This window comes from Puia dinghuensis (assembly GCF_014642875.1).
GTDB classification, from domain to species: Bacteria; Bacteroidota; Bacteroidia; order Chitinophagales; family Chitinophagaceae; genus Puia; species Puia dinghuensis.
In genome coordinates this window covers 1,219,504-1,243,367 of sequence record NZ_BMJC01000002.1, presented here as the reverse complement: position 1 = coordinate 1,243,367, position 23,864 = coordinate 1,219,504, and the positions used below count along the sequence as shown (strand labels likewise).

The window sequence follows — 23,864 nt, the reverse complement described above, 5'->3', positions numbered from 1 at the left end:
TTTTTTTATCATGACAAAGGAGGTATGCCGGTTTCGCAGCAAAGCTAGGGCCACTTTAATAACATAGTGATAATGTATTGATTAGTTACGACACCTACAGACTGAACTGTCCACTTCTATTACAAACGTTGTCCGAATCTCCCTAGGCCCGCTCAGCTCTTTAATTCAATGTAGGATCAAATGTTGCCTCTTCAATCAATACTGTAGGGTTAAATAATGACTATTACATATAACGGTAGAATCGATTCCTTAATACCACCCATGCCCCCTGGCCACCTTCCTCTTATAACACACCGTATCTTCCTTGTTTATCTTAAATAGAGCGCAGGCTTTTACCAAAGAATGATCCATCAGGTATATCGGATATTCTTTTAGCACTTCAAAGACCTTATCCCGCCCATAAAAGCGAATCAATTCCTCTACTTCCTGGTCTTTCCCACGGTCAAGGACCCTTTCAATTACAGTCCGAAATGCCCTTTGCCAGTCCATCGTATCACAATTGAATTCCCAAAACAATACTTCAGGTAGATTAGGCTTCAAAGCCACCCATGCCCCCTCGCCACTTTCCGTTTATAACACACCGTATCTTCCTTCTTTACCCCAAAAATCACACATGCGCGATCTATGCAATGATCCATTAAGTAGATTGGGTGTTCTTTGAACACCTTTAATACTTTTTTCCTTCCATAAAACCGGATTAACTCATCTATTTCCTGCTGATTCCCCCGGTCTAGCACCCGCTCAATGACAAGCTCGTAACACTTCCGCCAATCGATTTTTTCATATTTGAATTCCCAGAATAGTCTGGTAGGAAGATTGGGTCTGTCTACTGCAGGTGTGGGAGATATTATGTCGGGCTTTCCCATTGTCTTACAATTTTCGGAACAAATTTCTTAAAGTTAAAACTATTTGTTTATTTGGACAAGGCTTCCATAGGCTAATTCAATGTCGTCTGCGTATTCCCTTTCGTTGTCCTTCAACTGGTTTCTTTTCAACCCCTGGTTTATTTTCTTTTGCGGTACTTCCAAAAATTTTCGCTGGTGACAAGACGGCCTCTTTCAATCTTTTCTTTATATCCCGGGCAATGAGAGGATTCACCAGGATGTCTACGATGTCTATAAACTTTGCATCCTTATTGTATAGCAAGGCATTTCTTGCAATCGCCTCATTTCGCTCAGGATATTTCATTGTATAGGCGCTCATTAGTTGGGTGAGATTCATGTGTTCAAGTAAATAGTACATATCGGCGAAATCTTTGGCTCTTTTGCCACTATTGACTATTGCATGCAGTTTCATTGCGCCAATGTCTTCCAGAGAAGCCATTCGGATGCCATCTATTTCAACCGGTGGATTTAGCATTTTATACTGATGTGCGATCATATCGGTTTTAATTCCTCCAATAAGTGAAAATATTCCATTCTTAAGGATGTGGGAAACCTCTGCACCATATGCGGTTCGAATATGCTCTCCAAGCTTTTGGGAATCAAAGTCCTTATGGGTAAATAGATCAATATCTACAGACTTCCGATGCCCCAATTGCAACGCCAGCGCTGTACCTCCTACCAGTATAAAATCTTTTAACAATAAGTCACTAGATAGTTTTTTGATTAAGTCCAATGCTTCAACAGCAACCGTCTCCTTGTGCAACATGGCTCCTCCTCTTGCTTTATCTGCACAAATGTGCGCTCGAGGAATCACCCGATCTCAGAACTTATTCATAAGTTCTGACGCTTTCTTTTTTTTCTCTTAATATCTCTATACACTATCCAGTAAATAAATTCAGTGATCTGATGCATAAGCAGCTTCTCCTGTGGGGTCAGACTCTGTTTGCCCATCGGGATAATATGTACCCAGTTACGCTTTCTTGGAAATTCCGGAATGCCAAGGTTGAGATGAGCATAGAAGCTGGCTACCGTCCCTAAAGCAATGTCCTGTCGGCCGTATTTGAACCCACACACATTCATATAAATGCATGTATCCTGTTTTCTGAAATTAAGGTATGCGAACCCCAAAAAATAACCCAGATGGACTGAGAGCTCTGTACGAGGAATGGGAGTCCAACCTTCCTGTATTTTTCCAATGAGATCGGGCATTATAGCTTTCACTTTCGTATAAATACCCGCGCATATAGGCGTATGGCCGTCGGGATGGAGATATTGAAGCATAGAAGTGATTTTAGGGCGCCTGATGAAGGCGCCGATGAATAAATTGAAGCGGTATATTGAATGAAATTATTTCTGCTGGATTTCTATAGAAGTCACTTTTTCGATCTTAACAGGGTAACTTGGGTGGAAATGTAATCCATCCATTCATTGCTAATCGAGCGGGGGATAACATAATAAAGTTCGGAAGCCTCATCGTAAAAGAACCCGCCATAGTCGGATATTTCGACCTTTTTTTCTTTCCCGTCTTCAGTTTCGTAGCTGGAAAGATAAGCCCCCATCCATACCGGTGTTCGCTCTTTGGGGACTATAGTCGCTTTTGAGAGAAAGTAATGTAAAGAGTCATTATCTAACGCCTTCCTGCTAAGAGCTTGAAGTGTGTCGCTTGACAGATTAAATATCTTTTGGCCTGTAATGGCATATACTTTCCAATTCTTCGATTTTGACCAATCAGGTTGTTGCGCACGGCATGAGCATAATGTCGCCAGGATAGCAACAAGGAAAAGGCTTTTTCGCTTTGTCATAGAGGTAAAATTTAATTGCAGGTTGTCGTATTAGGATGCTTGGTTTCCACGGTATTTCTGGACATCTTTGGTCCTAACGGCATCGATCGGATATCCTCACCCAAATCGCCGGGATCGTATCCGCTACCTCCAGTCCAATGGCCAATGGTTGAGGGTAATGTAACGTTTCCAGCTCCCAATGCAGTCAATACAAAGGTCGTACAATTGTTCGTGCTTAGGTTGTAGATATAGCCGGGACTACCTCCGGTTTCAACATAGTTGACCATAGAGAAGAATTGCGAATTGGACACGGTATAAGTTAATGATATATTATAATCCGTATTCTCATTATTTCTTAGCTGTGCCTGATCAGAAGGAAAGAACGGATTTACAAGCCCTGCGGGATAGAGCCCCACATTTCTGGTGATAACGGTACCGGCGCTATTTTCCTGGAAGATAAGAAAGCTATGACCGACATTCACGGGATTTCCAGACTTAGAGGAACCGGTAGGACCTCCCTTCGTAAAGCTCCAGGGAGCCCGCGTACCTGCCACAGGTTGAGCTACACATACAGTTACCGTATAGGTGTGATCGATGCTGGACGAATTGGTAAAACAGCCGAAATAGGCCTTTACATTGGGAATTGCAGCGCCTCCTGTCGCGACGTTTATGGTGTACGCGCCTGTGATGCCACCGGCAATCGACCCATACCCTCCCGCTCCCACTCCCCCAACCGCCGCCAACGAAGCCGACACCGGATAATATTCCGAACTACATCCCGCCGGCTCCGACCATGCATACCCATCCCCCTCATCTCCCTCCGCATAATTATACCCGTCAATCTCATAGCAGGTAGTAAAAACAATATCCGGCGTCACCGTGTTCCCCGAAACCCCGGCAATACCAGCCCCTTTCCCCAAGAACCGATCCGGTGAGCCCGCCTGCAGCACTGATCCATCCGCCAGGTACCGGTATTGATGCAGCCGCTTCCCTGCCCAATCTTCCACCAGGAGGATCCCCGTAAACCCGCCGCTCCCCCCTCGCAACGCCAGGCTGTCCGGAAATGCAGTGATCACCTCCGCATGATACCGCCCGCGGTCATCCTCGTACACCAGCAGTCGGGTAAGCTCATTCAGATCGAACAACTTCTCACCGCAGAAATTGCTCCGCACATGCAGCGCTGCACCATACCGGACAGGAACAACTACTGCCTTCACCGATCCGATGACAAGGGTCCGGGCGTCAGCCCATAGCGGAGCTTTGCTGCCACTAATCCTCAGATTACTGCTGCTGCTCGCACTCCCTACGGAAAGCCCTGCAACCGAATCCTCAAAATAGTGGCGAGCGCCTTGCAACAATTGTGCACCCGTCGACGAATAACCGGCCGATTGCTCCTTGCGGCATTGCAGGGAAGGCCCGGCCAGTATGGCCAAAGCCAGAGGGATAAGTAACTTTTTCATATAAGGTTTATTTTAGAATGAAGAAAACACGACGTTCTCCCACCTGTACGGCCTCCCCCGATTCACACGCCGCCTCGCACCACCTCCCCGGTTCATGCGCCATTTCCCACCGCCTCACACCCCTCTTTTCAACTCCGCCAACCGTTCCCTTGACACCCCCAAATACCCCGCTATCAGCCCGTCGGGGACTCGCGACAGCACCCACCCCTGCTTCTCCCGTACAAACCTAAACCGGTCCTCATCGCTTTCAATCCGCGCCAACACCAGCCGGTCCGCTACCTTCTTTTCATACAGCTCCTTTACTATTTTGTAGTGAACGGCCGCCTCCGGGAATTGCCGCAACGTCCGGAAAACATTGCCGTACGAGAACTCCACAACTGACGACCGGTCCAACGCCTGTATCGTGGAAAAAACAGGATGACATCTCACCACGAACTCCCGCGGCCCGAACAACATCGCCACCGTCCTCTGGCGGTCATACGGATAGTCGAAGTATTCGACGAAATAGCCTTCTTCGATAAACGTACTTGTCACCCGCTCCGGCCTGACAGGACCGGCACAACAATAAGGCAACTCCGGCATCCCCGGTAATTGTTCGATCCAATACGTTCGCATATGATAAGCTTTAAGATGATTATTCCAGCAGAGAATCGAACTTTCCCAACAAAACCCTCACCAGGCTGTTCAGGAATTGCGCCCTGTCCTTCCGCGTCGACATTTCATTCAGGGCTACATGATATTGCCCCAGCTTCACTTCAAATATCTCTTCCCCCGCTTCCATCACCTGTTTCAGCGTATGCTTGCCGTTATTGAAACAACCAGCCGCATGCATCGCGGAAAGCATCTCGATCAGCGCAGCCCTGCCACCCGTCCATTTCAACTTCCTCATCTTCCTCGCGCCGGCCGCCTCCGGCTCCATTTGCTCCATCTCTTCCCTGATCCACACCCGCAGCCGGTCATTGGCCTTTATCCAGGACACCCAATACGTACCGATCGTAAAATCAGTATGGATAAAGGTCCCAATCTCATCTCCCGACCATTGGCCGGTAGGCTGGCGAAGGAAAAGGTATTCGTCCTGAAAGGTAGACCCCTGGTTATAGTACCGGCAGATATGGTCATGCTGCCGGAAGTACTCTTCCAGCCGCCGCCTTTCCTGTCCCAGCAGGGCTATAAAAGCCGCCGGCTCCTTATGCACCCGGCCGGCTTCTATCCGGTTTAGTTCCATGAAATAAAAGAGACGACTGTAAAATTCCGGCGCCTCGTACTTGAAATGGTAGATCTCCGCTGCCTTTCCCTCGAACGGACATGCCGCCACCTGCTCCTTCATCCTCAAGATCGCCTCACTGGTTACCTTGATACTACCGATATACCGGTTGATGGGATTGCTTTCCTTCAACGTCTCCTGCAGAGCCTTCCCCAGTTCTTCCTGCAAGCGCCCAAAATTCCGTTCCATATAATTTCATTCATGGAAACGAAGTTAGTATACCCATAACCGATTGTCAATAGGGAAATGAATAAGGCTTCAAATGATACCTTTTCAACGCCACTTTCTCTTCGCATAAGCATGCTTGACCCTGGAAAGGGTCGCTTTGCTTGCATTAAGATAACTGGCCATATACACATCCTTTACCCGGCTCACCAGGTTGGGGTCGCTTTCCATCAGCGCAGCATATATTTCATGCGACCTCTTCCGGTGCCTGCCGCGATGGCGGGCTTCACTCCGACAATAATAGGTCCCCGTGATCAGTCGCCCATGCACATTAAACTCAGGAAAAAATGCATAAGTCTCTTCTAACTCTTCAAAGGTGATCCCCCAGCAGATACAATCCTCCAGGGCTTCGATCGAGTCGTGCGCAGGGATTTGTTGCAGGAAACTCTCTACCGAGATAATAATATCTCCCTCCCGCATGAAATAGTTGGAGATCCTTTTCCCTTGCACGAGGGAATAGCTCCGGATCAACCCCTTCTCTAAATACAGGATATGCGAGGCGATCTCCCCGGCCTTTACGATCTTCTGCCCTTTCTTGTACTGGTAACATTTGATCTTCAAACGAAGGTGCGCCTCCAATGCAGGCGAAAGTGGATGGACGGCATGCAACAGCCGGATAAGTGGTTCCATATTGGTAAGGTTTGATGTGAACAATTGATTGCTCGTAATCATAGGCCAAAAAGAGTCAACAGAGCATGTTCTACACCGTTATAGTAAATTTAGGAATAAACTACGGAATTTTCAATGCCCGCCAAAGCAATCAGAGAATTCCCGAAAAGCAGCGAAAGATCATGAAGCAGAAGAAGGAGTTGCGCAAACGGATATTGGTCGTCCATCTCACCCCATCGGAATATGCAGACCTCAGAGAGAAATTCACTTCCACCACCTACCGGGTATTTTCAGACTACATCCGTGGCCTTCTACACCGGGAGCCGATCATAAAGAAATACCGGAATCAATCCCTCGACCAGTTCGAACTCACTGCTATCGGGATAAAGCAACAACTGGAAGCACTGCGCCACAGCTTCAGTGCTAGGGTGCAGCAGCTACGGTCCCTGCACCCCGGAACTATATCACAGGAAACCCTCGAATTCCTCCTGGCGGCTGAGTTCGAGCTGAGAGACAATATCACGGCTATCAAAGCCACACTCGTCAACATCTACGAACTATGCTCGCAAAAACAAAACCCTTCGGCAAAGTAGGCAAGCTCCTGTACTACAATGAGCAAAAGGTCAGAGAAAAGAAGGCCGAATGCATCTATGCCGGCAACTTCCTCAAGGACGCAGCTGACCTCACTCCGGAAGACAAAAACCGTCGCTTCAACGACCTGCAATCATTGAATCAACGTGCAACCCAAACCGCCGTGCATGTCGTCCTGCAGTTTGCGCCGGAAGAGAACCTGGATAACGAAAAGTTGGTGGACATTGCTGCGTCCTATATGCAGCGAATCGGCTATGGCGATCAACCCTATCTTGTGTACCGTCATTTTGACGCAGCTGCTCCGCATGTCCATATCGCTGCGATTTCCATCAGGCCCGACGGCAGCCATATTTATTACCCCCTCCTTATGCCAGGTAAGATCTCCGAACCGGCCCGCAGGGCAGTGGAAGATGAGTTCAGCCTGGTAAAAGCAGCGGGCCATAAACGCAAGCTGCAGCAACTCACCGGCCCCGCAGAAAAGATCCAATATGGGAAACTCCCGACAAAGGAAGTCATCACCCAAACGCTGGATTATATTTTGCACAACTACCGGTATCGATCCATCGCCGAACTCAACGCCATCCTCCGGCAATTCAACCTCATCGCCAAAACCGGCCGGCCCGGCAGCCGGCTCTATGGCTTCGGTGGCCTGCTTTACCAGATTCTGGACGAGAAAGGGCAGGGGAGAGGTGCCCCCATAAAGGCCAGCGCCCTCGAATCCAAACCTACCCTCTCCTGGCTGGAAACCAGGTTCCGGGAATTCCAACAGCCCGATCCTCTGGCCATTCAGCGTACCCGCGTAGCCCTCGACAGTATACTCCTGGCAAACCCGCAAGACTATGCTGCTTTTCACGACGCACTCCGCCGCAACCAGCTCGCGGCCGCTTCTGGGCTTGACGCCCGGGGCGCCATCACAGGCCTGTTGCTGGTCGACTTTGCATCCCGATCCGTGATAAACACTACCCAACTGGGGCCAGACTATCACCTTCCCGCCATCCGGCAGAAACTATCTTTCGATCCCCTTCAGCCATCCCTCATAACCGAATCCAACCAACAATCCATCAGGCAAAAACAACACAAAGGCCTGCGAATCTAAATTCCACCACCATGAGCAAACCCACTGGACAGGATGAAAATGCCCTCCATCGCATTCTCGATACGATCCGCATCGCTGGTATCCTCCTGTTACTCCTGCACTTCTTTTGCCACAACTGCCCCTCCTGCCGGGAAGCCGGGCCTGGCGACCCCATCATCCAGCGCTTGGTCGATACGATAGCCAACCTCCCGCTCATCGCCGGCTTCCTCGCCGGGAAATCCCTCGCCCTCCTGCTCCTGGGCATCTCCCTGTTGGGCGCAGACGGAAAAAAATCCCCGGACTACACGCCCCGCTGTGGACTCACCATATGCATCGGAGGCATCTTCCTTTACTTCGTCAGCGGCATCCTCGCCGGTACCGGCCTTCCGTACATCCTGCTATGCGGCTTCGGCTATCTGCTAGTCCTCTACGGCGGCAACTATCTCAGCCGGGTCATCTGGCACCGGTCCGACCCGGACATCTTCAATCGCCTCCACGAGTCCTTCCCCCAGGAACAACGGCTCATCACCAATCCCCGGTCCGTCAACCTACCCGCACATTTTCAGTACAACGGCGCTACCCTCGAAAGTTGGCTCAATTTCGTCGTCCCGGCTCGCGGTACCCTTATCCTGGGTACACCCGGCTCGGGCAAGACCGCCTATGTCCTCCAGCACTTCATACGGCAAATGATCCAAAAGGGGTATGCCATGGTTCTGCATGATTTTAAATACGACGATCTCTCCCGACTTACGTACAATTATTTTCTGCGCTTCAAATCCCGATACCCCAAAGGAGTGGACTTCTATAACATCCAATTCGACGACCTCAATCGATCCCATCGCTGCAATCTCCTCCACCCCGCGACTCTCACCGACATTACCGACGCCGAGGAATCTGCCCGTGCGTTGCTCCTGGGGCTCAACATGGAATGGCTGGGCAAGCAGGGCGAGTTCTTTGTGGAGTCGGCTATCAGCTTTGTCAAGGCTCTCATTTGGTATCTGCGGCTGTACAAGGACGGAATATATTGCACCTGGCCCCATGTCATCGAACTCGCCCAGACGCCGCTCAAAAAGCTCTTCACCATCCTCCGCGCCGAACCTCAGCTCCAGGCCCACATCGGCCCCTTCGTTGATGCCCTGGTAGAATCGGCCAACGAGCAGCTGGCCGGCCAGATCGCCAGCGCCACGATCAGTCTGTCCAAACTTTCCTCCCCCAAACTCTACTATATCCTCACCGGCAACGACTTTACCCTCGACCTCAACAATCCCCAATCCCCCAAGATACTCACCCTCGGCAATAATCCGCAAAAAGCGGCCACGAATGGACCCGTCATCTCGGCTTACCTCAATGCCATCAACCGCCTTGCCAACAAGAAGGGCGGCCACCCGCTCGCCGTGATCCTGGAAGAGTTCAGTACCATCGCCGTTCATACCATCGACAAGACCATCGCCACCGGCCGCAGCAACGACATCGCCGTCACCCTCTGCCTGCAAAACAGCAACCAGCTCAAGCACGCCTACGGCGACAAGCTCGCCGACGTCATCCTCCACACCTGTGGCAACATCATCTCGGGACAGGTCACGGGCGACACTGCCCGCCTGCTCGCCGACCGCTTCGGCCGCACCATGCAGCACCGCGAAAGCCTCACCAGCACCTATGCCGATCTCCAGATCACCCAATCCCACCAGCTCGAACCCGTTATTCCCGAATCCCGCATCGCCAACCTCTCCCCTGGCGAATTCGTCGGGATGGTCGCCGACACCCCCGAACAACCCATCCCGCTCAAAACCTTCTGCTGCCGCATCGACGCCGACTTCCCCGCCCTCAATGCCGAAGAAGCCACCTACCAACCCCTGCCCAACATTCGCGAAGTCACGCCTGAGATCCTCGACGCCAACTTCCGCCAGGTCCGCGCCGAGATCGACGTCCTCGTCCAATCGGAAATGGTTAGGATTTCTTCATCACCAGAGCTGCATCATCTGGTCATTCAAATCTGAGCATGCAATTGGTTGAAAAACAATTAAGTAAAAAATATTCTGGAATGAATGTCCCTTTTGTAGATACTCATTGGTCTTTTATATTCAAACTAGTCATTAACAAAAAAATACAGTTATGTCCAACTCAGGCGAGATTCTCAAGGCATTTTACGAAGCAGCGGCAAAAAAGGATATTGCAAAGGCAAGAACCTTTTTGAGCGATGATCTTGTATTCGTAGGCCTCTTTGAAACCTACCCGAATGCAGATAAGTACATAGAGACTTTTACCGGGCTGTTGCAGATGACGGTGCGGATCACCGTAAAAACCATCATTTCGGAGGGTGACCAGGCCGCTATCTTCTTCGAACTGGAAACCAAGGCCCCCGTTGAAGCCGTAACCCTCGTTGCCGAATGGCACCAATTCAAAAACGGAAAGATCAGTCACGTTGAATCAGCTTTCGATGGCAGGCCCTTTGCGGCCATGTTTGCCGGCAAATAAAACGTATATTTACTGGTCCTCAAACGCTTGAACAGAATCCACTTATTTATGCAGCCCATTGAGCTTTCCGCTATCCCACCCAGGGAAACCGCACCGGGATATTCAGGCCGGTTCATCCATACGGCCGGGATGACCCTCGCCTATTTTGAGATCAAAGCCGGAAGCGCCTCGCCTGAGCATGCACACGTGCATGAGCAGGTATCGCAGGTGTTGGAGGGAGTTTTTCAGCTGACGGTATCGGGTGAACCGGTTATTTTGAGGCCTGGAGCCGTCCTCGTCATTCCGTCGAATGTACCGCATTCAGGCCTGGCAATCACGGATTGCAAGCTGCTGGATATTTTTAACCCGGTGCGGGAGGATTTCAGAAAATGAAGAGTTTGCTGATATCGATTCTTGCATTTCTTTTGCTCGGCCCATCTGCGAATGCACAACTGACTCCGCGCAACCTGTTGGAGAAGGAGATGGATCTTGCAGGACTACAAAGGGTGCTTGTATCACAGGCGGCGTGGAAGCCTTTCCCCCAGTCGGCGGTGGGATGGGCAAAAATATTACCTGACAGCATCAGAGCGATTTTGATCAAAAACGGCGAGGCTTGCCTGCAAGGGCCGTTCCCCAATGTACCGGCTACCGTGACCCTGGACTTTTTTCGCAACGGCAACCGGACGAGATATGAGAATCTCGTCTTTGGAAAACGTAACCGGCTTTGGGCGCTGGTACTGGCCGAATCCGTGGAGGGTAGGGGGCGGTTCCTGGATGCGATCCTGGACGGGATATGGTCCATCTCCGAAGAAACGTTTTGGGGCGCCTCCGCGCATCTCTTTTTGCAAAAAGGCGGAAAAGGGCTGCCTGACGCGGACAACCCGGTGGTCGACCTCTTTGCGGCCGAGACGGCAGCCAACCTGGCCTGGGCGGATTATTTCATTGGACCCGAGCTTGACAGCATTTCACCGTTGGTCCGCGGGCGCATTTACTACGAAGTTAATAGGCGCATCTTTGTGCCGATGGAAACGGCCAAATATGACTGGCTGGGGGCGGGAAACAGAGAAGCCAAGCTGAATAACTGGGCGCCCTGGATCATGTCCAATTATCTTACTGCTGTACTATTGCTCGAAAAAGAGGGCAATAAAAGGACGCAGTATGTGTACCGGGCCATGCAGGTGACGGACCAATATCTCAACGGCCTGGGAGATGACGGTGCATGTGAGGAAGGACCGACCTATTGGGCTTACGGACCTGGCTGTGTTCTGGATGTTCTGGACCTCCTGCAAAGCGCCACTAATGGCCGCATCAATATCTTTCACGCGGATATTGTCCGCAACATGGCAGCTTATATCTATAGGGTGCATATCGGCGGCAATTATTTTGTCAATATTGGGGACGCGCACCCTGAAATGGCGCCGGAACCGTGCATGATCCGACGTTTTGGCGCTGAGACGGGAGACACCGTCATGCGCGGCTTCGGCAACTGGTTGTATGCCGGGAATGGGTATGCAATTAGCCAACAATTTCATCGCACAAGGGAACTTTTTGACTTCATGGACATCCATGATATCCGCGCAACCCCTGCCGTTTTCACTGATATCGGGGATGCCTGGCTGCCGGACGTACAGCTTATGGTCTCACGGTTGGCCCATGGACTTTTTGTGGCCGCTCATGCCGGCAACAATGGCAAGAGCCACAACCACAATGACGTCGGTGACTTTATCGTCTATGTGGACGGTCAGCCCGTGATCGTAGACGTCGGTTCCGGCACCTATACGGCCCGTACGTTTTCAAAAGACCGATACCGGCTCTGGTTCAATACCTCCGCATTTCACAATTTGCCGACGGTCAACGGCCAGCAGCAACAGGAAGGGCTTGCGTATGGTGCCAGTCAGGTTTCTTATCGAGCAGACCGGCGCGGGGCGAGACTGACCATGAACCTTGCAAAGGCCTACCCGGCCTCCGCCGGAGTAAGCGCCTGGAATCGGAGCATATTGGCAGAAAAAGCGGGAAAGATAACGATCACGGACAATTGCCAGGCAGATAGCGTATTTAGTTCGCTGACTCAAAATATCATGACGGTTGGGGCCGTCGATATCACGGTGCCAGGATTGATCGTGTTTGCAACCGACAGGGGGAAAAAGGTGCAACTGCACTACGACGCGCGGGTCTGGAGCGTCCAAAGTGAGGAAATGCAGTTGACCACGCCGGAAGAGGAGGGGCTGAAAGAGAGCTGGCATCACCGGACCATCACCAGAATTCGGTTGGATTTAAAGTCCCCGGTGCGGGTCGCCGTTTTTCAATATACCATCGTTGCCAAATGATATCCGCTGAGAAGAAGATCTTTTCCCGGGGTAAAAATTTTATAAATAATAATTGACTGAGTAGTCAATTATTTATATATTTGCAGCATGGCTCGACCCAAAAGCGAAGACAAGCGCAGCGCAATTTTAGATGCAGCAACACGTGTGATCGTCACGCAGGGGTTGAGTGCGCCGACGGCGACGATTGCCAAAGAAGCGGGCATATCCAACGGGTCTCTCTTCACCTATTTTGAGACCAAGGTCGATTTGCTCAACCAGCTTTTTATAGAGTTAAAGGCTGGAATGGCGGCTGCCGCCTTAAAGAGATTTCCAGATGAAAGTGAACTTCGCAAGCAAGTTTTTCACGTATGGTCGAATTGGATGGATTGGGGAACGTCTAATCCAGAAAAACGAAGCGCGCTCGCACAACTCAGCGTTTCCGAAGAGATTACACCAGCGACTCGACTTGCAGCACATAAAACTTCCGCTGGTCTTACCGATTTGATGGAACGGATACGGGCCAATGGCTCTCTAAGGGCTGTCCCTATGAGCTTTGTCGGCGCGATTATGAACTCGTTGGCCGAGACAACGATGGATATCATGATCAATGACCCCGCTAACGCAAAGAAGCATTGCAAAGTTGGATTCGAGACCTTTTGGCGCGCCATAAGCTAATTTTTTTGACAATATAATGACTGACTAGACAGACAATAATTACGTATAAATAATGACAAAAATGGATACAAATCGTAAGGCCTATATAATTACAGGCCCAACTTCCGGCATCGGCCGCATTACTGCTTTCGAATTGGCTAAACACGGCACGGTTGTTCTCGTGGGACGCGACCGCAAAAAGCTCGACGAGCTGCAAAATAGCATAGTAAAAAAGGGCCAACATGCCGTGTCGGTCGTATGCGATCTGCAGGAAATCGCTAGTGTGAGATGCGCGGCGCAAGAGATCATCGACCTCCGTTTGCCAATTGCCGGTCTGCTCAACAATGCGGGCGTCATGCAGATGCGTGCGACAAAGAACTCGCTCGGTTGGGACACGACGTTCGCAACGAACCATCTTGGCCCGTTTGCGTTGACAGAGGCACTTGCCCCGTACCTTCCCGATGGTGCGAACGTTGTTTTTGTTGCTTCTGGCGTAGAAGATCCAAACCGCAAGCCTGCCAAGGCCGCTGGCTTTCGTGGCGGTCGCTATATTTCGGCCGAGGCCAGTGCGCGCGGCGAGTGGAAACCTGGGGGCGCCAAGAACCCGGGCCTTGACGCTTACGCAACATCCAAGCAAGCCATTCTTGCCGCGACGCTGGCGTTTGCCCGCGAGAATCCACGGCTGCGCTTCAACGCCCTGGAACCCGGCTTTACGCCGAACACCGGCCTCGCCCGCGATGCGAATGGATTCTTAAAGTTCTTAGCAAACTACATTCTTCCGTTGTTCGCGCCTCACATCAAATATTGGAGCACCCCCGGGAGGGCCGGGCGATTGTCGGCGAAGGTTCTGACTGATGAGTCAGGCCGGACTGGCGTCTACTTTGATGAAAAAGGGCATCCGATGCATCCCTCTATGCTCGTGCAGGATCTAAAGTTCCAGGATCGTGTTGTCGCCGAGACCCGCGCTTTGCTGGCTAGTGTTCATTCAAAATAAAAAAAATGAAAGTCTTACATCTTATAATAGCCTTCGCGTTTATAGCAACAACCCTAAAAGCTCAGAAAGAAGGAGACATCATGGGCAAATGGGAATCAGATAAAAAGGATTTTCGCCTGGAGTTCTTTAAAGCAGGGAGCGAATATCAGGCCAGAACACTATGGGGCAGCATCCTCCTTGTCTTAAAAGCGATAAGGCTTCAGTTTGTTAATTTAAAAATTCTTTTAGGTAACTTAAAATTGTTTCCGTTTGCATCATTAGGCTCACATGTCCTTGTGATGGCACAATTGCTAAATGCGATTTTGGCATTGGTTTTAAATCAGCAGCAACACCTCCTCCAAGTAATTGATAAGTTTTCATCAATTCAACTTTATCCAAACCATCATTATCACCTGAAATAATCAATACTGGCGAAGTAATTTTTGCGATATTGGAGTCTCCGCAGTTAAATGGCACTTTGGCAAAATCAAACATCCGTTTTAAAAACTTTGTCCATTTGGTTGTATCAGGTGCTACTGCATCGTATCCTGTTTTTAGAGGTGTGTTATCAAAAAATTCAGGTTTAAAATCTTCAAACGCTGTGTTCACTATTGGTAGCCAACCATCAGTTTTGTAAGTAGAAGAAATGATTACTAATTTTCTTAACCGTTTTGGACTTTGAACAGCAAACTGATAGGCAATAGAGCCGCCCATACTATAGCCTGCTACATCTGCACTATCTATTTTTAGGTAATCCATCACTTTTTCTACATCACTTGCTAAAGTAGTAATTGACAATGCTCTGTCTGAATATGGTGAATGCCCATGTCCTTGCATTTCAATGGCAATTACTTTTCTATGCTTTGATAGTTCAGGAATTAATTGACTCCAATTCATATCGATAGTATAAAATGCGCCGTGTAGTAAAACGATTGGCATTCCCTGTCCATATACTTCGTAATAAACTTTGATACCATTGACAGGTGCATAGCCACTTTCTGTAGGTTTAGTCTTTTGTCCATTCACTTGAAATACTGTGAAAAGAAGTAGAGCAATCGGCAATATTTTTTTTGACATTTTCATTCTGTTAATTATCTTTTTCATTGTCATTATTTTTTTTGTTCTTGTAATAAGGTTTCTAATTCGTTTAATGTCATTGTAAAGCCTTCTTTAAAGCCCATTTGTATAAGCATTTCAATGTTAGCAAGTGTTTTATGTTTTATGGCAATACTTACTTTCGTAGTTCCGTTTTGTTCACCAAAATTCAATTCCCATTCTGAAGTTGGAATTTCGGCATTAATGTTTTCTTCTTTGTCTGTAAAAGAAGACAACCATTTTATATTGGTCTTGGGATTTATTAAAGTGTATTTTTGTACTCCCCAATGTTCTTCTCCTTCTGGCCCCACCATTGCATAAAATCTACGTCCACCAACTTTGAATTCCATTACTTTCGTTTTTGATTCGAAAGGCTTAGGTGCCCACCATTGGTCAAGAATTTCTTGTTTGGTAAAAGCATCCCATACTAGCGAAAGGTCGGCATCAAATTCTCTTGTTATATATAGTGTTTTAGCAACTTTGTCAACTGTAAAATCGAATAGTAAATTATTGTTCATTTTTTTTGTTTTTTCATGATTGATAATACTTTGTCCAATTGATTGAACTGAGTTTCCAGGGTCTTCCTGAATTGCTCAATCCATTTATCGATTTCGTCCATTTTAGTTGCGTTTATGTGATAATAGATTTCTCTTCCCTTCTTTTCCTGTTTCACCAATTCGCATTCAGTAAGAATTTGAATGTGCTTTGAAACCGCTTGCCTGCTGGTATGGAATTCCTCTGCAATGGCATTCGGTGTCATGGCCTGTGCTGCAATCAATAATAAAATTGCCCTTCGTGTCGGGTCAGCAATAGCTTGAAATACGTCTCGTCTTGTCTCCATACAATAATCTAGTAGCGCAATTATCTGGTTGCAAATATAATGCAATTATCTGGTTGCGCAAGTTATTTGAGTTTTTTAATTAAAAAAAGTGCACAAAATGAGTGGAACCTTCTTTATCGCAATACCATTGTTAGCTTTCGTTGTTCCTCGCTTGGCTTAGTTAGAGATTATTGATTCTGTGATGCAAAATCCAACAACGTTATTCTCATCGTTTATTTGAGCCGAACAGGAAACACCGAAGCTATCGCCCGGATGATCCAAAAAGAAGTGGGCGGCAGGCTTGTTGCCCTTGAACTGATCAATCCCTTCCCCACTTGGGGGATACAAATGCCTCCTCCAATGAAGAGTTTTCTAAGGCAGTATGATCTTAGTGGGAAGACAATTATTCCGTTCAATACGAATGCGGGGTATGGTGTGGGGACTGGCTTCCAAACGGTGAAAGATCTCTGCCCTAAAAGCAAGATATTGGAGGGGATTTCGAAGAAAATCTGGCCAAAATGCCTCAGTGCGCGGGATGAGATTGCCTCGGGGCCCTGGCGGGCTCCTCGGCCATCAGGAGGGGGGCTACAGCACATGCAATGCCGTTCGCTACGCTCACTCCCATTGTTATTTTCTGCGCTTTTGCTCGGGCAAGCCCGACAACGCTCCGAAAACAACAATGCCCCGTCAAAGACGGGGCATTGCATATGCTGTGCGCGGGATGAGATTCGAACTCACACGCCTCGCGGCGCTACCACCTCAAAGTAGTTTTTTTCACTCACGCTTAAAACTAGAAAACCTTTACCAATACTAGGTTTGGGCATTTTCCGGTAGCCGTGAACAGATGTGTTTTGGTAGCGGAACCTTTTATGTATTCAGTTATGTATCTAATATTGTATCCAAATGTACCATTTTCAGTAGGCAATTACCTTTTTTTCCATGGATTTTACATAGTGCACCAAAGGGAAATTCTATCGAATACTTTTTCAACTTGCTTGACTTATTTTGTGGTAAATAAGCCTGTTTGAAGCCTTATCAGCAATGACTACAGTGGTTATTGAACTCTTTTTTTACGTAGTTCGTCAAAGCTACGCAACCAGTCAAGGCGTAGCCGTTCTGATCGGATCACAATTCAGCCTCGACAGCTTCGATGCCCAAAGGAGACAAGTGGACATTTCCGTTGTTTTGATCCCATTCTACAAGCCTATCGCTGTGTAGACCGTTTAGGACCTTTGTTTTATAATTCGACTTAGTAGAATATTCCACCCAATCGCATAATTCATCTACGGTCGCTTTACCGTCAATACAACTGTATAAGAGTCGTAAAGTTTGCTTTTTTGCGTCCAGGCCCGCTTTTAAAACTCTTTTTTTATTGCCGATCGTCCAAATATCTTCCACCTCTCTTTGTACGATTAATTCGATGGATGAATTTGCCTCGTCGACAGTAACTTGGTGAAAAATTCTAATAAGCTCAGCAACAAGCCACTTTGCAGAATAAATAACAAAGGTTGCATCCATGCGATTTGGATCAACGTCACCCCCAACATGACCGACACCTCGGTTATTACGTACCTCATATAGAGCAATTAAAATGCGCGGAATTTGAATGCGAACAGAGCGACTAAACGAAGCTGAGCTGAGTTGTTCAAGCGCGTCACACGCTTGTTTGAATTGTGCGGGCTTCGAAGATTTGGAAGGATAAGTTCCTGTGGTATACCCGCGTAAAATTGAATATACTATTTCACAGAGCTTGCCACCTTCTAGTTCTGCTGGCTCCCAACGTCCTTCACGGTAGTTTTTTAAAAGCTTATTAAATTCCGAAAAAAGTTCATCTCGAAGTGTTGGCGGTAAAGCTCCCAGCAAATTGCTTACTGTAAGGGTCATTTCTTAGACGCTTTTTTTGCGGCCTTTTTCTTTGCGCGTTTGCTAGGTTTATGTGCGTTACGACTTTCTGCCGCTGCTGTTCTGTCAGGCAATGCATCTACATATGCTTCACCAAGTGCGGAGAGTACATAGTCGCCTTTCTTTTTACCTCTAATGAAGAACTTCGCTTGTCTTATCGCATTGACCATATCGCGAGAAAAATTGTTGTCAGCAAAATTTCGTTTTGCTTTATCGGCAATCGTTTCTTTAATATCGGCTTTTGTGTGTGTTTCGCCAAGACTGTTATCCACTCGGAATTTGGCAGCAACGGCAAACTCTTCACCTATAGTCTCGGGTTTTTTTAAAGTAAAAAAAGCTTTAGCGTCTTTAACGGTTGCAAGTGGTGTTTGACCATTCGAGCTACCCTCTCCATTTCCAGCCTGCCCATTAACAGCTGCCGGTGGAGTAACACCTAAAAGAGTTGCGACGGATGCTAAAATTCTGTTGGCGTGTTCTTTGTCCTGATTTTCCAGGAGTGCAAAAATTTCATTTGCAATCTGACCCGCATTTTTCTCATTGTTTTTTTTCATTGATAGGCTCTTTGGGTTTGACTGAGAAAATTTAGCTGTAAACATAGCACAAAAAGTTAATATGCGTCAATATCTTAAACAGCTATGTGAATGACATGTAAAAAAATATAACTATCTTATTTTCAATATGTTGGAGACTTGTATCTAAAAAAAGATAGAATTCACAAAAAGAATTAAGTTCCACCGTTGTTATCACTGTGTTTTAGAAACGAAAATGATATGCATTATAGACGGCTCTGCTGTGCGCTGGGTGAGTCTTCACACGCCCTCTTGGGCGCTATTTTGTTCTTTTGAATGAATTTATGGATTCTTCGCCCAATAAAAGTTATTGCATTGATTTACAGGGCTTTTGTAATTGAAATTATTATATTGAGAGAGGATTGTTTATCTTTGTTGCATGGAACAGAAACAAGTTAATTTCAACATGGCTACCATCGGTAAAGATGTAGAAGCCTTTGTACGTTCCAGGGCCACTCGATTAGGCAGTTTTATTGTCTATGAAGAAAATGGCAAGATCATTAAGGAAGATCCTCGCACTGGTCAAAAGACCATTCTCCAATCGTCTGAAAGAAAGTAAAGAATGCCTTCATTGTATGTATTGGGCGGCGCCAATGGCGTAGGTAAGACTACGTGGTATCAACTAGGGGTTGAAAATAAATCTATCAATCCGGAACTGCCATTTATTAATATAGACTTGATCGTTTTTCGAGAACTAGGTGGTTATACTGCCGAGAATCTTGCAAGGGCTGAACAGATTGCGAGAGAAAGAATGAAAGTATTGCTTCAGGAAAGGAGAGATTTCATGATCGAGAGCAATTTATCTAAGTCTGCTGATTATGATTGGATTGCCTTGATGAGGAAGAATGGATATGATACGGTCCTCTTTTTCCTTGGTACGAGTGATGTTGAAATCAACAAGAACCGTGTAAGAGCGCGGATTCTAGAAGGTGGTCACGCCGTTGCCGATCCTATTATTGAACAGCGTTATCAAATGGGATTGAGTTACCTGAAAACAAAGGTGCTAGATTTTTCTGAAGCTACGATTATTGATGTATCCGGTCATCAGCCATGTATAATGGCGCAACTTCATCAAGGGCAGATACTTTATAAACACCCAGACTGTCTACAGTGGGTACAGGCTAGTCTGGAATTGGCGGAAAGAATTGAGTTGCGAAGAGGGAAGGGCTGATTTTTTAGTACAGTGTAGTAGCTATTCCTGTAACAAAATTTGAAACGACGATGAGCTTACCACATGGAACAATGCAAAAGTTTCTCGAAGAAAAAAAAGAACTGACACCCGGGATTATTGCTTCCTTACAAATAAAAAAAGCAGATGTCTTTGGCCGAATTGCATAATAAACTTCAGGAATTAGAAATTCCCGAAAACACATACTACCTAAACGGAATTTATGGTTCACCAGACGACAATGATAAGATCGCGCTAGCGATAAGAAAAGGGAAATTTTTCGTGGAATACGAAGTTTACTTTAAAGAGAAAGGTGAAAAACAATCGACAAAAACGTTTGTGACTGAAGATGACGCATGTCAATATATTTATAGACAGCTTTCTTCTGGTGCAAGCTAGTAGAGCGCTTTGTTATGGTAGTTCACCGTTGGCTTACACAATGAATGTGTTTTTTTGACAGTGGGTTAAACAGTTGTTGAGACAATTATTAGATCCAAGGAACTTCCCAAAGAATATATGTAAGGTATGGTGGAAGGAAGGATGTGAGGAAACAAGGAAACAGAACCTTTTGGAGATTTGTTATCAGACTTTCTTGTATCCAATCGTGTATCTAATTTTAGAATTATGACTACAAGACTGGATACAAGTACCTTTTTTATAAGGTGTAAAGTGCTGATTTACATAGTGCGCGGGATGAGATTCGAACTCACACGCCTCGCGGCGCTACCACCTCAAAGTAGTGCGTCTACCAATTTCGCCACCCACGCACACTCCAGTGGGAAATTTTGAAGTGGCTGCAAATGTAGTACTTTCCGACCGGATTTTCAACGAAATTTTTATTTCAACGCTTCGCTGATCACTGCCGCCGCCTGCCGCAACGCCGTCTGCACGGCGGGCACATGGGCAAGGGGATTCAGCAGACCATAGTCATGGATCAATCCCTGGTAACGGGTCTGCGTCACAGGTACGCCGGCCTCATCAAGCTTGCGGGCATAGGCCTCACCTTCGTCACGCAGCACATCATTCTCTGCGGTCTGAACCAAGGCAGGGGGTAATCCTTTCAACTCGCTAAGCGAAGCTTGCAGGGGAGAGGCATAGATCTGCGCCCGGTCGGCAGCCTTCGTTGTATAGTTGTCCCAGAACCAGATCATCATATTCCGGGTGAGGAAGCGTTCGTCGGCAAAGTCATGATAGGAGCCGGTCTCGAAATTGGCATTGGTCACCGGCCACAAGAGCACCTGCAACGCCAGCTTCGGCCCTTTCTTGTCCTTCGCCATCAGCGCCACCACGGCGGCCATGTTGCCGCCGACGCTGTTGCCTACGACGGCAAGCCGGCTGCCATCCACGCCGATCTCTGCGCCGTGCTGCGCCACCCACTGGGTTGCTGCATATGCCTGGTTGATCGCAACAGGGTAGTGGGCTTCCGGTGAAGGCGTATAGTCAGGAAAAACGGCCGTTATGCCACTCCCTACCACCAGATCGCGAACCAGCCTGCGGTGAGTAGGGTAGTCCCCCAATACCCATCCGCCGCCATGGAAGAACATAAAAACAGGCCCATTGGGTTTCACGCCTGCCGGCTTGACAACATGGATCCGCACCGGGATCCCATCTTGCGTAATAGTCTGCTCGGATTCCGTAATACCAGAATAATCTACCTCCACCGATTTTTGCGCGTCGACGAGCACCTGCCGGGCTTCGGCTGGGGATAACTGTTCAATCGGTTTGCCGCCCCCGCCATTCAGCGCCTTCAGGAAACTGCGGACTTCCACCAGGATGCGCGGGTCATTCTCTGCTTTGACAATGGTTGATTGTGCCATGATAAAAGATGTTTTAAATGTGAATAATAGGAAGAAAAGGAAACTGCTGTTGCGAAAATTGTGCTTCATACGTTTTGTTTTTGTCAAATTGCATGAAGCAAAATTATTCCGCCGATAGGCCTGAAAAAATGGCAAAAGAGCGACTAAAATTGTACTTTTTTCCCCGGTAGGAATAAATTGTACAAACAGAGGTTATTGCTCCTGCGTAAAGGTTTGCTTTTTGAACGCGGCGGGCGTACGGCCGACCTTGCTCGTAAACAGCCGGTTGAAATAGGCGGGATCGTCATAGCCAAGATCGTAGGCAATCTCTTTTATGCTCAGCGGGGAATAGATCAACAGTCTCTTCGCCTCCAGCAAGATGCGATCTTTTATGACATCATTGGGTTGGGGCACACCAAGCCGGTTCAACCGCTTGGAAAGCGTCTTCGGCGCCACGCTCAGGAGCTCGGCATAGTCGGTGACGCTATGTTTTTCCCGGAAATGGATCTCCACCAGCCGGCTAAATGTCCGGAAGAATTCCGCGTCTTCGCTGGGATGTTGGTCAAAGCCTGCTAATTGCTGTTGCTTCCAGACCCGGGTAGCTAGAATGATCATCTGTTTAAGATAGGTGCGGATCATTTCTTCATACGATGACTCCTGGCGGGAAAGCTCATCGAGGATATTTTGTACCGCACCGGCCACGATCTTGTCTTCCCTGGCGGGTAACACCGTCATCGGCATCCCGTAAATATTGTTGAACAGGAGTCCGTCACAGGCCACTTCCTCGTCATGTATCTGTACACAATAGAAGTCGCGGTTGTAATAGATGAAATAGCCTTTTGCCGTGCCGGCTCCTTCCACCTGGCAATACTGGTTGGAATTGATAAAGAAGAGCGTGCTCTTTTTGGTGGTCCATCGCTTAAAATCAACCGTCAACGAATAACCGGCCGGCAGGTACAGCACTTTTATATAGGATTTGTAGCGTTGTCCGTTGATAGAGTCCAGGCTGGCGGCATCGATCTCTACCAAGCCCAGTTTCTTATAGTTCTGCTCGAAAAATCTTTCCATGGCAATGCATTATTTCTTCAACACGATGCGGAAGGTTGTCCCTTTCCCCAGTTCCGACTGCCGGACGAACAGTTGCCCCTTATGATATTGTTCGATGATGCGTTTCGAGAGGCTCAGCCCCAGGCCCCAGCCCCTTTTTTTCGTCGTAAACCCTGGCTTGAATACCTTTTGCAGGTTGCGCGCGGCGATGCCCTTACCCGTATCTGTCACGTCGATGACGATCTCTTTCAAATGATCCACAATGCCGATGGTGATAGTTCCCTTGCCTTCTATGGCGTCAAGCGCATTTTTGAGCAGGTTCTCGATCACCCAGTCGAACAGCGGACCCGAGATGCGAACATACAAGGGAGACTGGGCCTGCGTCTGCAGCGCAAACTGCACCTTCCCTGTCGCGCGTTTTCGGATATACTCCATCATATTCTGCACCTGCCCGATCAAATCCTTTTCTTCCAGCACCGGTTTGCTACCGATCTTCCCAAACCGGTCGGACACCAGCTTTAGGCGGTCGACATCTTTCTGTATCTCCGCCACTGTACGCCCATCGACAGCGCTCTCCTTCAACATCTCGACCCAGCCTTCCAGGGACGAGACGGGGGTGCCTAATTGATGGGCCGTCTCCTTGGCCATCCCGGCCCAGAGCTGGTTTTGCGTCGCCTTATTGCGGATGGTGATGGAATAAAGGGTAAAGAAGATAAAGAGGGTCACGATAAACAGCTGCACGAGTGGGTAGTACCGGACTTCGTCCAGCAGGGCGGTATGACCATAATAATAACGGTTGGCGATATAGGGCGTGTCATTCAGCTTTATCTCGATGCGCTTGTTCTCGGCCCGGAATTTCTCCAGTTGCTTGTAGAGCCAGCCCCTGTCACGCGCCACCCGGAAGGAATCCAGGTTGATATAATCGATTATACTATCCTGTTCGTTGGTCTCGATGATGGGTATCGACTGCTGACCGTTACGAATTAGGTTTGGCAGGGTCAGGTCCATTCCCGGGTTGTTCAACACAGATTTGCTGGCGGCTACCCACAGGTCGACCTTTTGCCGTTCGTCCGCCGCTATCTTCTTGGCGAGATATTGGGAATAGAAGATGGTGGCGGTAACGATAACGATGCCGGCTAAAGCCAAGAACGATCTCCAGTTAAGCAAACTCCGAATCATAGATCGAATTTA

The 23,864-nt window shown here is 48.1% G+C and carries 29 protein-coding genes and 1 tRNA gene; 12 read left to right on the top strand and 18 right to left on the bottom strand.

Annotated features, from left to right (window positions below; genetic code table 11):
- Nucleotides 1-249: 249 nt before the first annotated feature.
- The 9 genes from IEY39_RS13310 to IEY39_RS13270 all read right to left on the bottom strand — a co-directional run bounded on the left by IEY39_RS13310 (nucleotide 250) and on the right by IEY39_RS13270 (nucleotide 6,244).
- The gene (locus IEY39_RS13310; RefSeq protein WP_373285445.1) at nucleotides 250-546 is read right to left on the bottom strand and encodes a DUF6922 domain-containing protein; all 297 of its coding nucleotides are present in this window, start codon (nucleotides 544-546) and stop codon (nucleotides 250-252) included.
- Entirely contained in the window at nucleotides 537-866 is a 330-nt protein-coding gene (locus IEY39_RS13305) for a DUF6922 domain-containing protein (RefSeq protein WP_188932203.1), read from the bottom strand. The genes IEY39_RS13310 and IEY39_RS13305 overlap by 10 nt, the downstream gene beginning before the upstream one ends.
- A gap of 76 nt (nucleotides 867-942) precedes the next feature.
- Nucleotides 943-1,650: a nucleotidyl transferase AbiEii/AbiGii toxin family protein gene (locus IEY39_RS13300; protein ID WP_188932201.1), complete on the bottom strand. Its 708-nt coding sequence runs from the start codon at nucleotides 1,648-1,650 to the stop codon at nucleotides 943-945.
- Between the two features lie 65 nt (nucleotides 1,651-1,715).
- Nucleotides 1,716-2,165 carry a hypothetical protein gene (locus tag IEY39_RS13295; protein WP_188932199.1) on the bottom strand — a complete coding sequence of 150 codons (450 nt, stop codon included), beginning with the start codon at nucleotides 2,163-2,165 and terminating at the stop codon, nucleotides 1,716-1,718.
- A 92-nt stretch (nucleotides 2,166-2,257) separates the two neighbouring features.
- Nucleotides 2,258-2,686, bottom strand: a complete 429-nt coding sequence (locus IEY39_RS13290; RefSeq protein WP_188932197.1) for a hypothetical protein — start codon at nucleotides 2,684-2,686, stop codon at nucleotides 2,258-2,260.
- A gap of 11 nt (nucleotides 2,687-2,697) precedes the next feature.
- A complete protein-coding gene (locus tag IEY39_RS13285; protein ID WP_188932195.1) occupies nucleotides 2,698-4,125 on the bottom strand; it encodes a hypothetical protein in 1,428 nt (475 codons plus the stop codon).
- A gap of 114 nt (nucleotides 4,126-4,239) precedes the next feature.
- A complete protein-coding gene (locus IEY39_RS13280; RefSeq protein WP_188932193.1) occupies nucleotides 4,240-4,740 on the bottom strand; it encodes a cyclic nucleotide-binding domain-containing protein in 501 nt (166 codons plus the stop codon).
- A gap of 19 nt (nucleotides 4,741-4,759) precedes the next feature.
- Nucleotides 4,760-5,578: an RteC domain-containing protein gene (locus IEY39_RS13275; RefSeq protein ID WP_188932191.1), complete on the bottom strand. Its 819-nt coding sequence runs from the start codon at nucleotides 5,576-5,578 to the stop codon at nucleotides 4,760-4,762.
- Between the two features lie 84 nt (nucleotides 5,579-5,662).
- Complete coding sequence (locus tag IEY39_RS13270) at nucleotides 5,663-6,244, bottom strand: Crp/Fnr family transcriptional regulator (protein WP_188932189.1); 582 nt, start codon at nucleotides 6,242-6,244, stop codon at nucleotides 5,663-5,665.
- A 161-nt stretch (nucleotides 6,245-6,405) separates the two neighbouring features.
- On the opposite strand from IEY39_RS13270, the gene IEY39_RS13265 reads away from it, so the two are divergent.
- From IEY39_RS13265 to IEY39_RS13230, 8 genes are all read left to right on the top strand, one after another.
- Complete coding sequence (locus tag IEY39_RS13265; protein WP_188932187.1) at nucleotides 6,406-6,816, top strand: hypothetical protein; 411 nt, start codon at nucleotides 6,406-6,408, stop codon at nucleotides 6,814-6,816.
- Entirely contained in the window at nucleotides 6,783-7,910 is a 1,128-nt protein-coding gene (locus IEY39_RS13260; protein WP_188932185.1) for a relaxase/mobilization nuclease domain-containing protein, read from the top strand. Before IEY39_RS13265 ends, IEY39_RS13260 begins: the two co-directional genes overlap by 34 nt.
- 11 nt (nucleotides 7,911-7,921) lie before the next feature.
- Nucleotides 7,922-9,886 (top strand): YWFCY domain-containing protein, encoded by a 1,965-nt coding sequence (locus IEY39_RS13255; protein ID WP_188932183.1) that lies wholly within the window; start codon nucleotides 7,922-7,924, stop codon nucleotides 9,884-9,886.
- A 115-nt stretch (nucleotides 9,887-10,001) separates the two neighbouring features.
- Nucleotides 10,002-10,364 carry a nuclear transport factor 2 family protein gene (locus IEY39_RS13250; RefSeq protein ID WP_188932181.1) on the top strand — a complete coding sequence of 121 codons (363 nt, stop codon included), beginning with the start codon at nucleotides 10,002-10,004 and terminating at the stop codon, nucleotides 10,362-10,364.
- 48 nt (nucleotides 10,365-10,412) lie between these two features.
- On the top strand, nucleotides 10,413-10,736 hold the full coding sequence (locus tag IEY39_RS13245; RefSeq protein WP_188932179.1) for a cupin domain-containing protein: 324 nt from the start codon (nucleotides 10,413-10,415) through the stop codon (nucleotides 10,734-10,736).
- 5 nt (nucleotides 10,737-10,741) lie between these two features.
- Nucleotides 10,742-12,670 (top strand): heparinase II/III domain-containing protein, encoded by a 1,929-nt coding sequence (locus IEY39_RS13240; protein WP_188932177.1) that lies wholly within the window; start codon nucleotides 10,742-10,744, stop codon nucleotides 12,668-12,670.
- 87 nt (nucleotides 12,671-12,757) lie between these two features.
- Complete coding sequence (locus tag IEY39_RS13235) at nucleotides 12,758-13,324, top strand: TetR/AcrR family transcriptional regulator (protein ID WP_188932175.1); 567 nt, start codon at nucleotides 12,758-12,760, stop codon at nucleotides 13,322-13,324.
- Between the two features lie 61 nt (nucleotides 13,325-13,385).
- Complete coding sequence (locus IEY39_RS13230) at nucleotides 13,386-14,297, top strand: SDR family NAD(P)-dependent oxidoreductase (protein ID WP_229688897.1); 912 nt, start codon at nucleotides 13,386-13,388, stop codon at nucleotides 14,295-14,297.
- Nucleotides 14,298-14,504: 207 nt separating this feature from the next.
- Here IEY39_RS13230 and IEY39_RS13225 read toward each other — a convergent pair whose 3' ends face one another.
- Genes IEY39_RS13225 through IEY39_RS13215 form a run of 3 tightly spaced genes read right to left on the bottom strand, consistent with a single transcriptional unit; the run spans nucleotide 14,505 to nucleotide 16,212 of the window.
- Nucleotides 14,505-15,380: an alpha/beta fold hydrolase gene (locus IEY39_RS13225; protein WP_229688896.1), complete on the bottom strand. Its 876-nt coding sequence runs from the start codon at nucleotides 15,378-15,380 to the stop codon at nucleotides 14,505-14,507.
- Nucleotides 15,381-15,385: 5 nt separating this feature from the next.
- Nucleotides 15,386-15,889, bottom strand: coding sequence for an SRPBCC family protein (locus IEY39_RS13220; protein ID WP_188932171.1), 504 nt, complete (start codon nucleotides 15,887-15,889; stop codon nucleotides 15,386-15,388).
- Nucleotides 15,886-16,212 (bottom strand): ArsR/SmtB family transcription factor, encoded by a 327-nt coding sequence (locus IEY39_RS13215; protein WP_188932169.1) that lies wholly within the window; start codon nucleotides 16,210-16,212, stop codon nucleotides 15,886-15,888. Before IEY39_RS13215 ends, IEY39_RS13220 begins: the two co-directional genes overlap by 4 nt.
- Before the next feature lie 252 nt (nucleotides 16,213-16,464).
- Between IEY39_RS13215 and IEY39_RS13210 the strand changes: the two genes are divergently transcribed.
- A complete protein-coding gene (locus IEY39_RS13210) occupies nucleotides 16,465-16,959 on the top strand; it encodes a flavodoxin family protein (protein WP_188932167.1) in 495 nt (164 codons plus the stop codon).
- A 357-nt stretch (nucleotides 16,960-17,316) separates the two neighbouring features.
- Here IEY39_RS13210 and IEY39_RS13205 read toward each other — a convergent pair whose 3' ends face one another.
- Entirely contained in the window at nucleotides 17,317-18,075 is a 759-nt protein-coding gene (locus tag IEY39_RS13205; protein WP_188932165.1) for a hypothetical protein, read from the bottom strand.
- Nucleotides 18,072-18,689 (bottom strand): hypothetical protein, encoded by a 618-nt coding sequence (locus tag IEY39_RS13200; RefSeq protein WP_188932163.1) that lies wholly within the window; start codon nucleotides 18,687-18,689, stop codon nucleotides 18,072-18,074. The genes IEY39_RS13205 and IEY39_RS13200 overlap by 4 nt, the downstream gene beginning before the upstream one ends.
- A gap of 352 nt (nucleotides 18,690-19,041) precedes the next feature.
- Between IEY39_RS13200 and IEY39_RS13195 the strand changes: the two genes are divergently transcribed.
- The 3 genes from IEY39_RS13195 to IEY39_RS13185 all read left to right on the top strand — a co-directional run bounded on the left by IEY39_RS13195 (nucleotide 19,042) and on the right by IEY39_RS13185 (nucleotide 20,229).
- Nucleotides 19,042-19,221, top strand: a complete 180-nt coding sequence (locus IEY39_RS13195; protein WP_188932161.1) for a hypothetical protein — start codon at nucleotides 19,042-19,044, stop codon at nucleotides 19,219-19,221.
- A 3-nt stretch (nucleotides 19,222-19,224) separates the two neighbouring features.
- Nucleotides 19,225-19,833: an ATPase gene (locus IEY39_RS13190; RefSeq protein ID WP_188932160.1), complete on the top strand. Its 609-nt coding sequence runs from the start codon at nucleotides 19,225-19,227 to the stop codon at nucleotides 19,831-19,833.
- Between the two features lie 144 nt (nucleotides 19,834-19,977).
- Entirely contained in the window at nucleotides 19,978-20,229 is a 252-nt protein-coding gene (locus tag IEY39_RS13185) for a hypothetical protein (protein ID WP_188932159.1), read from the top strand.
- A gap of 286 nt (nucleotides 20,230-20,515) precedes the next feature.
- Here IEY39_RS13185 and IEY39_RS13180 read toward each other — a convergent pair.
- From IEY39_RS13180 to IEY39_RS13165, 4 genes are all read right to left on the bottom strand, one after another.
- A tRNA-Leu gene (locus tag IEY39_RS13180) sits at nucleotides 20,516-20,597 on the bottom strand.
- Between the two features lie 69 nt (nucleotides 20,598-20,666).
- Complete coding sequence (locus IEY39_RS13175; RefSeq protein WP_229688895.1) at nucleotides 20,667-21,647, bottom strand: alpha/beta hydrolase; 981 nt, start codon at nucleotides 21,645-21,647, stop codon at nucleotides 20,667-20,669.
- 192 nt (nucleotides 21,648-21,839) lie between these two features.
- Nucleotides 21,840-22,694, bottom strand: coding sequence for a helix-turn-helix domain-containing protein (locus IEY39_RS13170; RefSeq protein ID WP_188932157.1), 855 nt, complete (start codon nucleotides 22,692-22,694; stop codon nucleotides 21,840-21,842).
- A gap of 9 nt (nucleotides 22,695-22,703) precedes the next feature.
- Nucleotides 22,704-23,852 carry a sensor histidine kinase gene (locus IEY39_RS13165; RefSeq protein ID WP_188932156.1) on the bottom strand — a complete coding sequence of 383 codons (1,149 nt, stop codon included), beginning with the start codon at nucleotides 23,850-23,852 and terminating at the stop codon, nucleotides 22,704-22,706.
- Nucleotides 23,853-23,864: the final 12 nt, after the last annotated feature.

Bases quoted from the DNA above. Each gene is read 5' to 3' on its own strand.
- IEY39_RS13305 (WP_188932203.1), bottom strand. From the start codon at position 866: ATGGGAAAGCCCGACATAATATCTCCCACACCTGCAGTAGACAGACCC.
- IEY39_RS13300 (WP_188932201.1), bottom strand. From the start codon at position 1,650: ATGTTGCACAAGGAGACGGTTGCTGTTGAAGCATTGGACTTAATCAAA.
- IEY39_RS13295 (WP_188932199.1), bottom strand. From the start codon at position 2,165: ATGCTTCAATATCTCCATCCCGACGGCCATACGCCTATATGCGCGGGT.
- IEY39_RS13290 (WP_188932197.1), bottom strand. From the start codon at position 2,686: ATGACAAAGCGAAAAAGCCTTTTCCTTGTTGCTATCCTGGCGACATTA.
- IEY39_RS13285 (WP_188932195.1), bottom strand. From the start codon at position 4,125: ATGAAAAAGTTACTTATCCCTCTGGCTTTGGCCATACTGGCCGGGCCT.
- IEY39_RS13280 (WP_188932193.1), bottom strand. From the start codon at position 4,740: ATGCGAACGTATTGGATCGAACAATTACCGGGGATGCCGGAGTTGCCT.
- IEY39_RS13275 (WP_188932191.1), bottom strand. From the start codon at position 5,578: ATGGAACGGAATTTTGGGCGCTTGCAGGAAGAACTGGGGAAGGCTCTG.
- IEY39_RS13270 (WP_188932189.1), bottom strand. From the start codon at position 6,244: ATGGAACCACTTATCCGGCTGTTGCATGCCGTCCATCCACTTTCGCCT.
- IEY39_RS13265 (WP_188932187.1), top strand. From the start codon at position 6,406: ATGAAGCAGAAGAAGGAGTTGCGCAAACGGATATTGGTCGTCCATCTC.
- IEY39_RS13260 (WP_188932185.1), top strand. From the start codon at position 6,783: ATGCTCGCAAAAACAAAACCCTTCGGCAAAGTAGGCAAGCTCCTGTAC.
- IEY39_RS13255 (WP_188932183.1), top strand. From the start codon at position 7,922: ATGAGCAAACCCACTGGACAGGATGAAAATGCCCTCCATCGCATTCTC.
- IEY39_RS13250 (WP_188932181.1), top strand. From the start codon at position 10,002: ATGTCCAACTCAGGCGAGATTCTCAAGGCATTTTACGAAGCAGCGGCA.
- IEY39_RS13245 (WP_188932179.1), top strand. From the start codon at position 10,413: ATGCAGCCCATTGAGCTTTCCGCTATCCCACCCAGGGAAACCGCACCG.
- IEY39_RS13235 (WP_188932175.1), top strand. From the start codon at position 12,758: ATGGCTCGACCCAAAAGCGAAGACAAGCGCAGCGCAATTTTAGATGCA.
- IEY39_RS13230 (WP_229688897.1), top strand. From the start codon at position 13,386: ATGGATACAAATCGTAAGGCCTATATAATTACAGGCCCAACTTCCGGC.
- IEY39_RS13225 (WP_229688896.1), bottom strand. From the start codon at position 15,380: ATGAAAAAGATAATTAACAGAATGAAAATGTCAAAAAAAATATTGCCG.
- IEY39_RS13220 (WP_188932171.1), bottom strand. From the start codon at position 15,889: ATGAACAATAATTTACTATTCGATTTTACAGTTGACAAAGTTGCTAAA.
- IEY39_RS13215 (WP_188932169.1), bottom strand. From the start codon at position 16,212: ATGGAGACAAGACGAGACGTATTTCAAGCTATTGCTGACCCGACACGA.
- IEY39_RS13210 (WP_188932167.1), top strand. From the start codon at position 16,465: ATGATCCAAAAAGAAGTGGGCGGCAGGCTTGTTGCCCTTGAACTGATC.
- IEY39_RS13205 (WP_188932165.1), bottom strand. From the start codon at position 18,075: ATGACCCTTACAGTAAGCAATTTGCTGGGAGCTTTACCGCCAACACTT.
- IEY39_RS13200 (WP_188932163.1), bottom strand. From the start codon at position 18,689: ATGTTTACAGCTAAATTTTCTCAGTCAAACCCAAAGAGCCTATCAATG.
- IEY39_RS13195 (WP_188932161.1), top strand. From the start codon at position 19,042: ATGGAACAGAAACAAGTTAATTTCAACATGGCTACCATCGGTAAAGAT.
- IEY39_RS13190 (WP_188932160.1), top strand. From the start codon at position 19,225: ATGCCTTCATTGTATGTATTGGGCGGCGCCAATGGCGTAGGTAAGACT.
- IEY39_RS13185 (WP_188932159.1), top strand. From the start codon at position 19,978: ATGTCTTTGGCCGAATTGCATAATAAACTTCAGGAATTAGAAATTCCC.
- IEY39_RS13175 (WP_229688895.1), bottom strand. From the start codon at position 21,647: ATGGCACAATCAACCATTGTCAAAGCAGAGAATGACCCGCGCATCCTG.
- IEY39_RS13170 (WP_188932157.1), bottom strand. From the start codon at position 22,694: ATGGAAAGATTTTTCGAGCAGAACTATAAGAAACTGGGCTTGGTAGAG.
- IEY39_RS13165 (WP_188932156.1), bottom strand. From the start codon at position 23,852: ATGATTCGGAGTTTGCTTAACTGGAGATCGTTCTTGGCTTTAGCCGGC.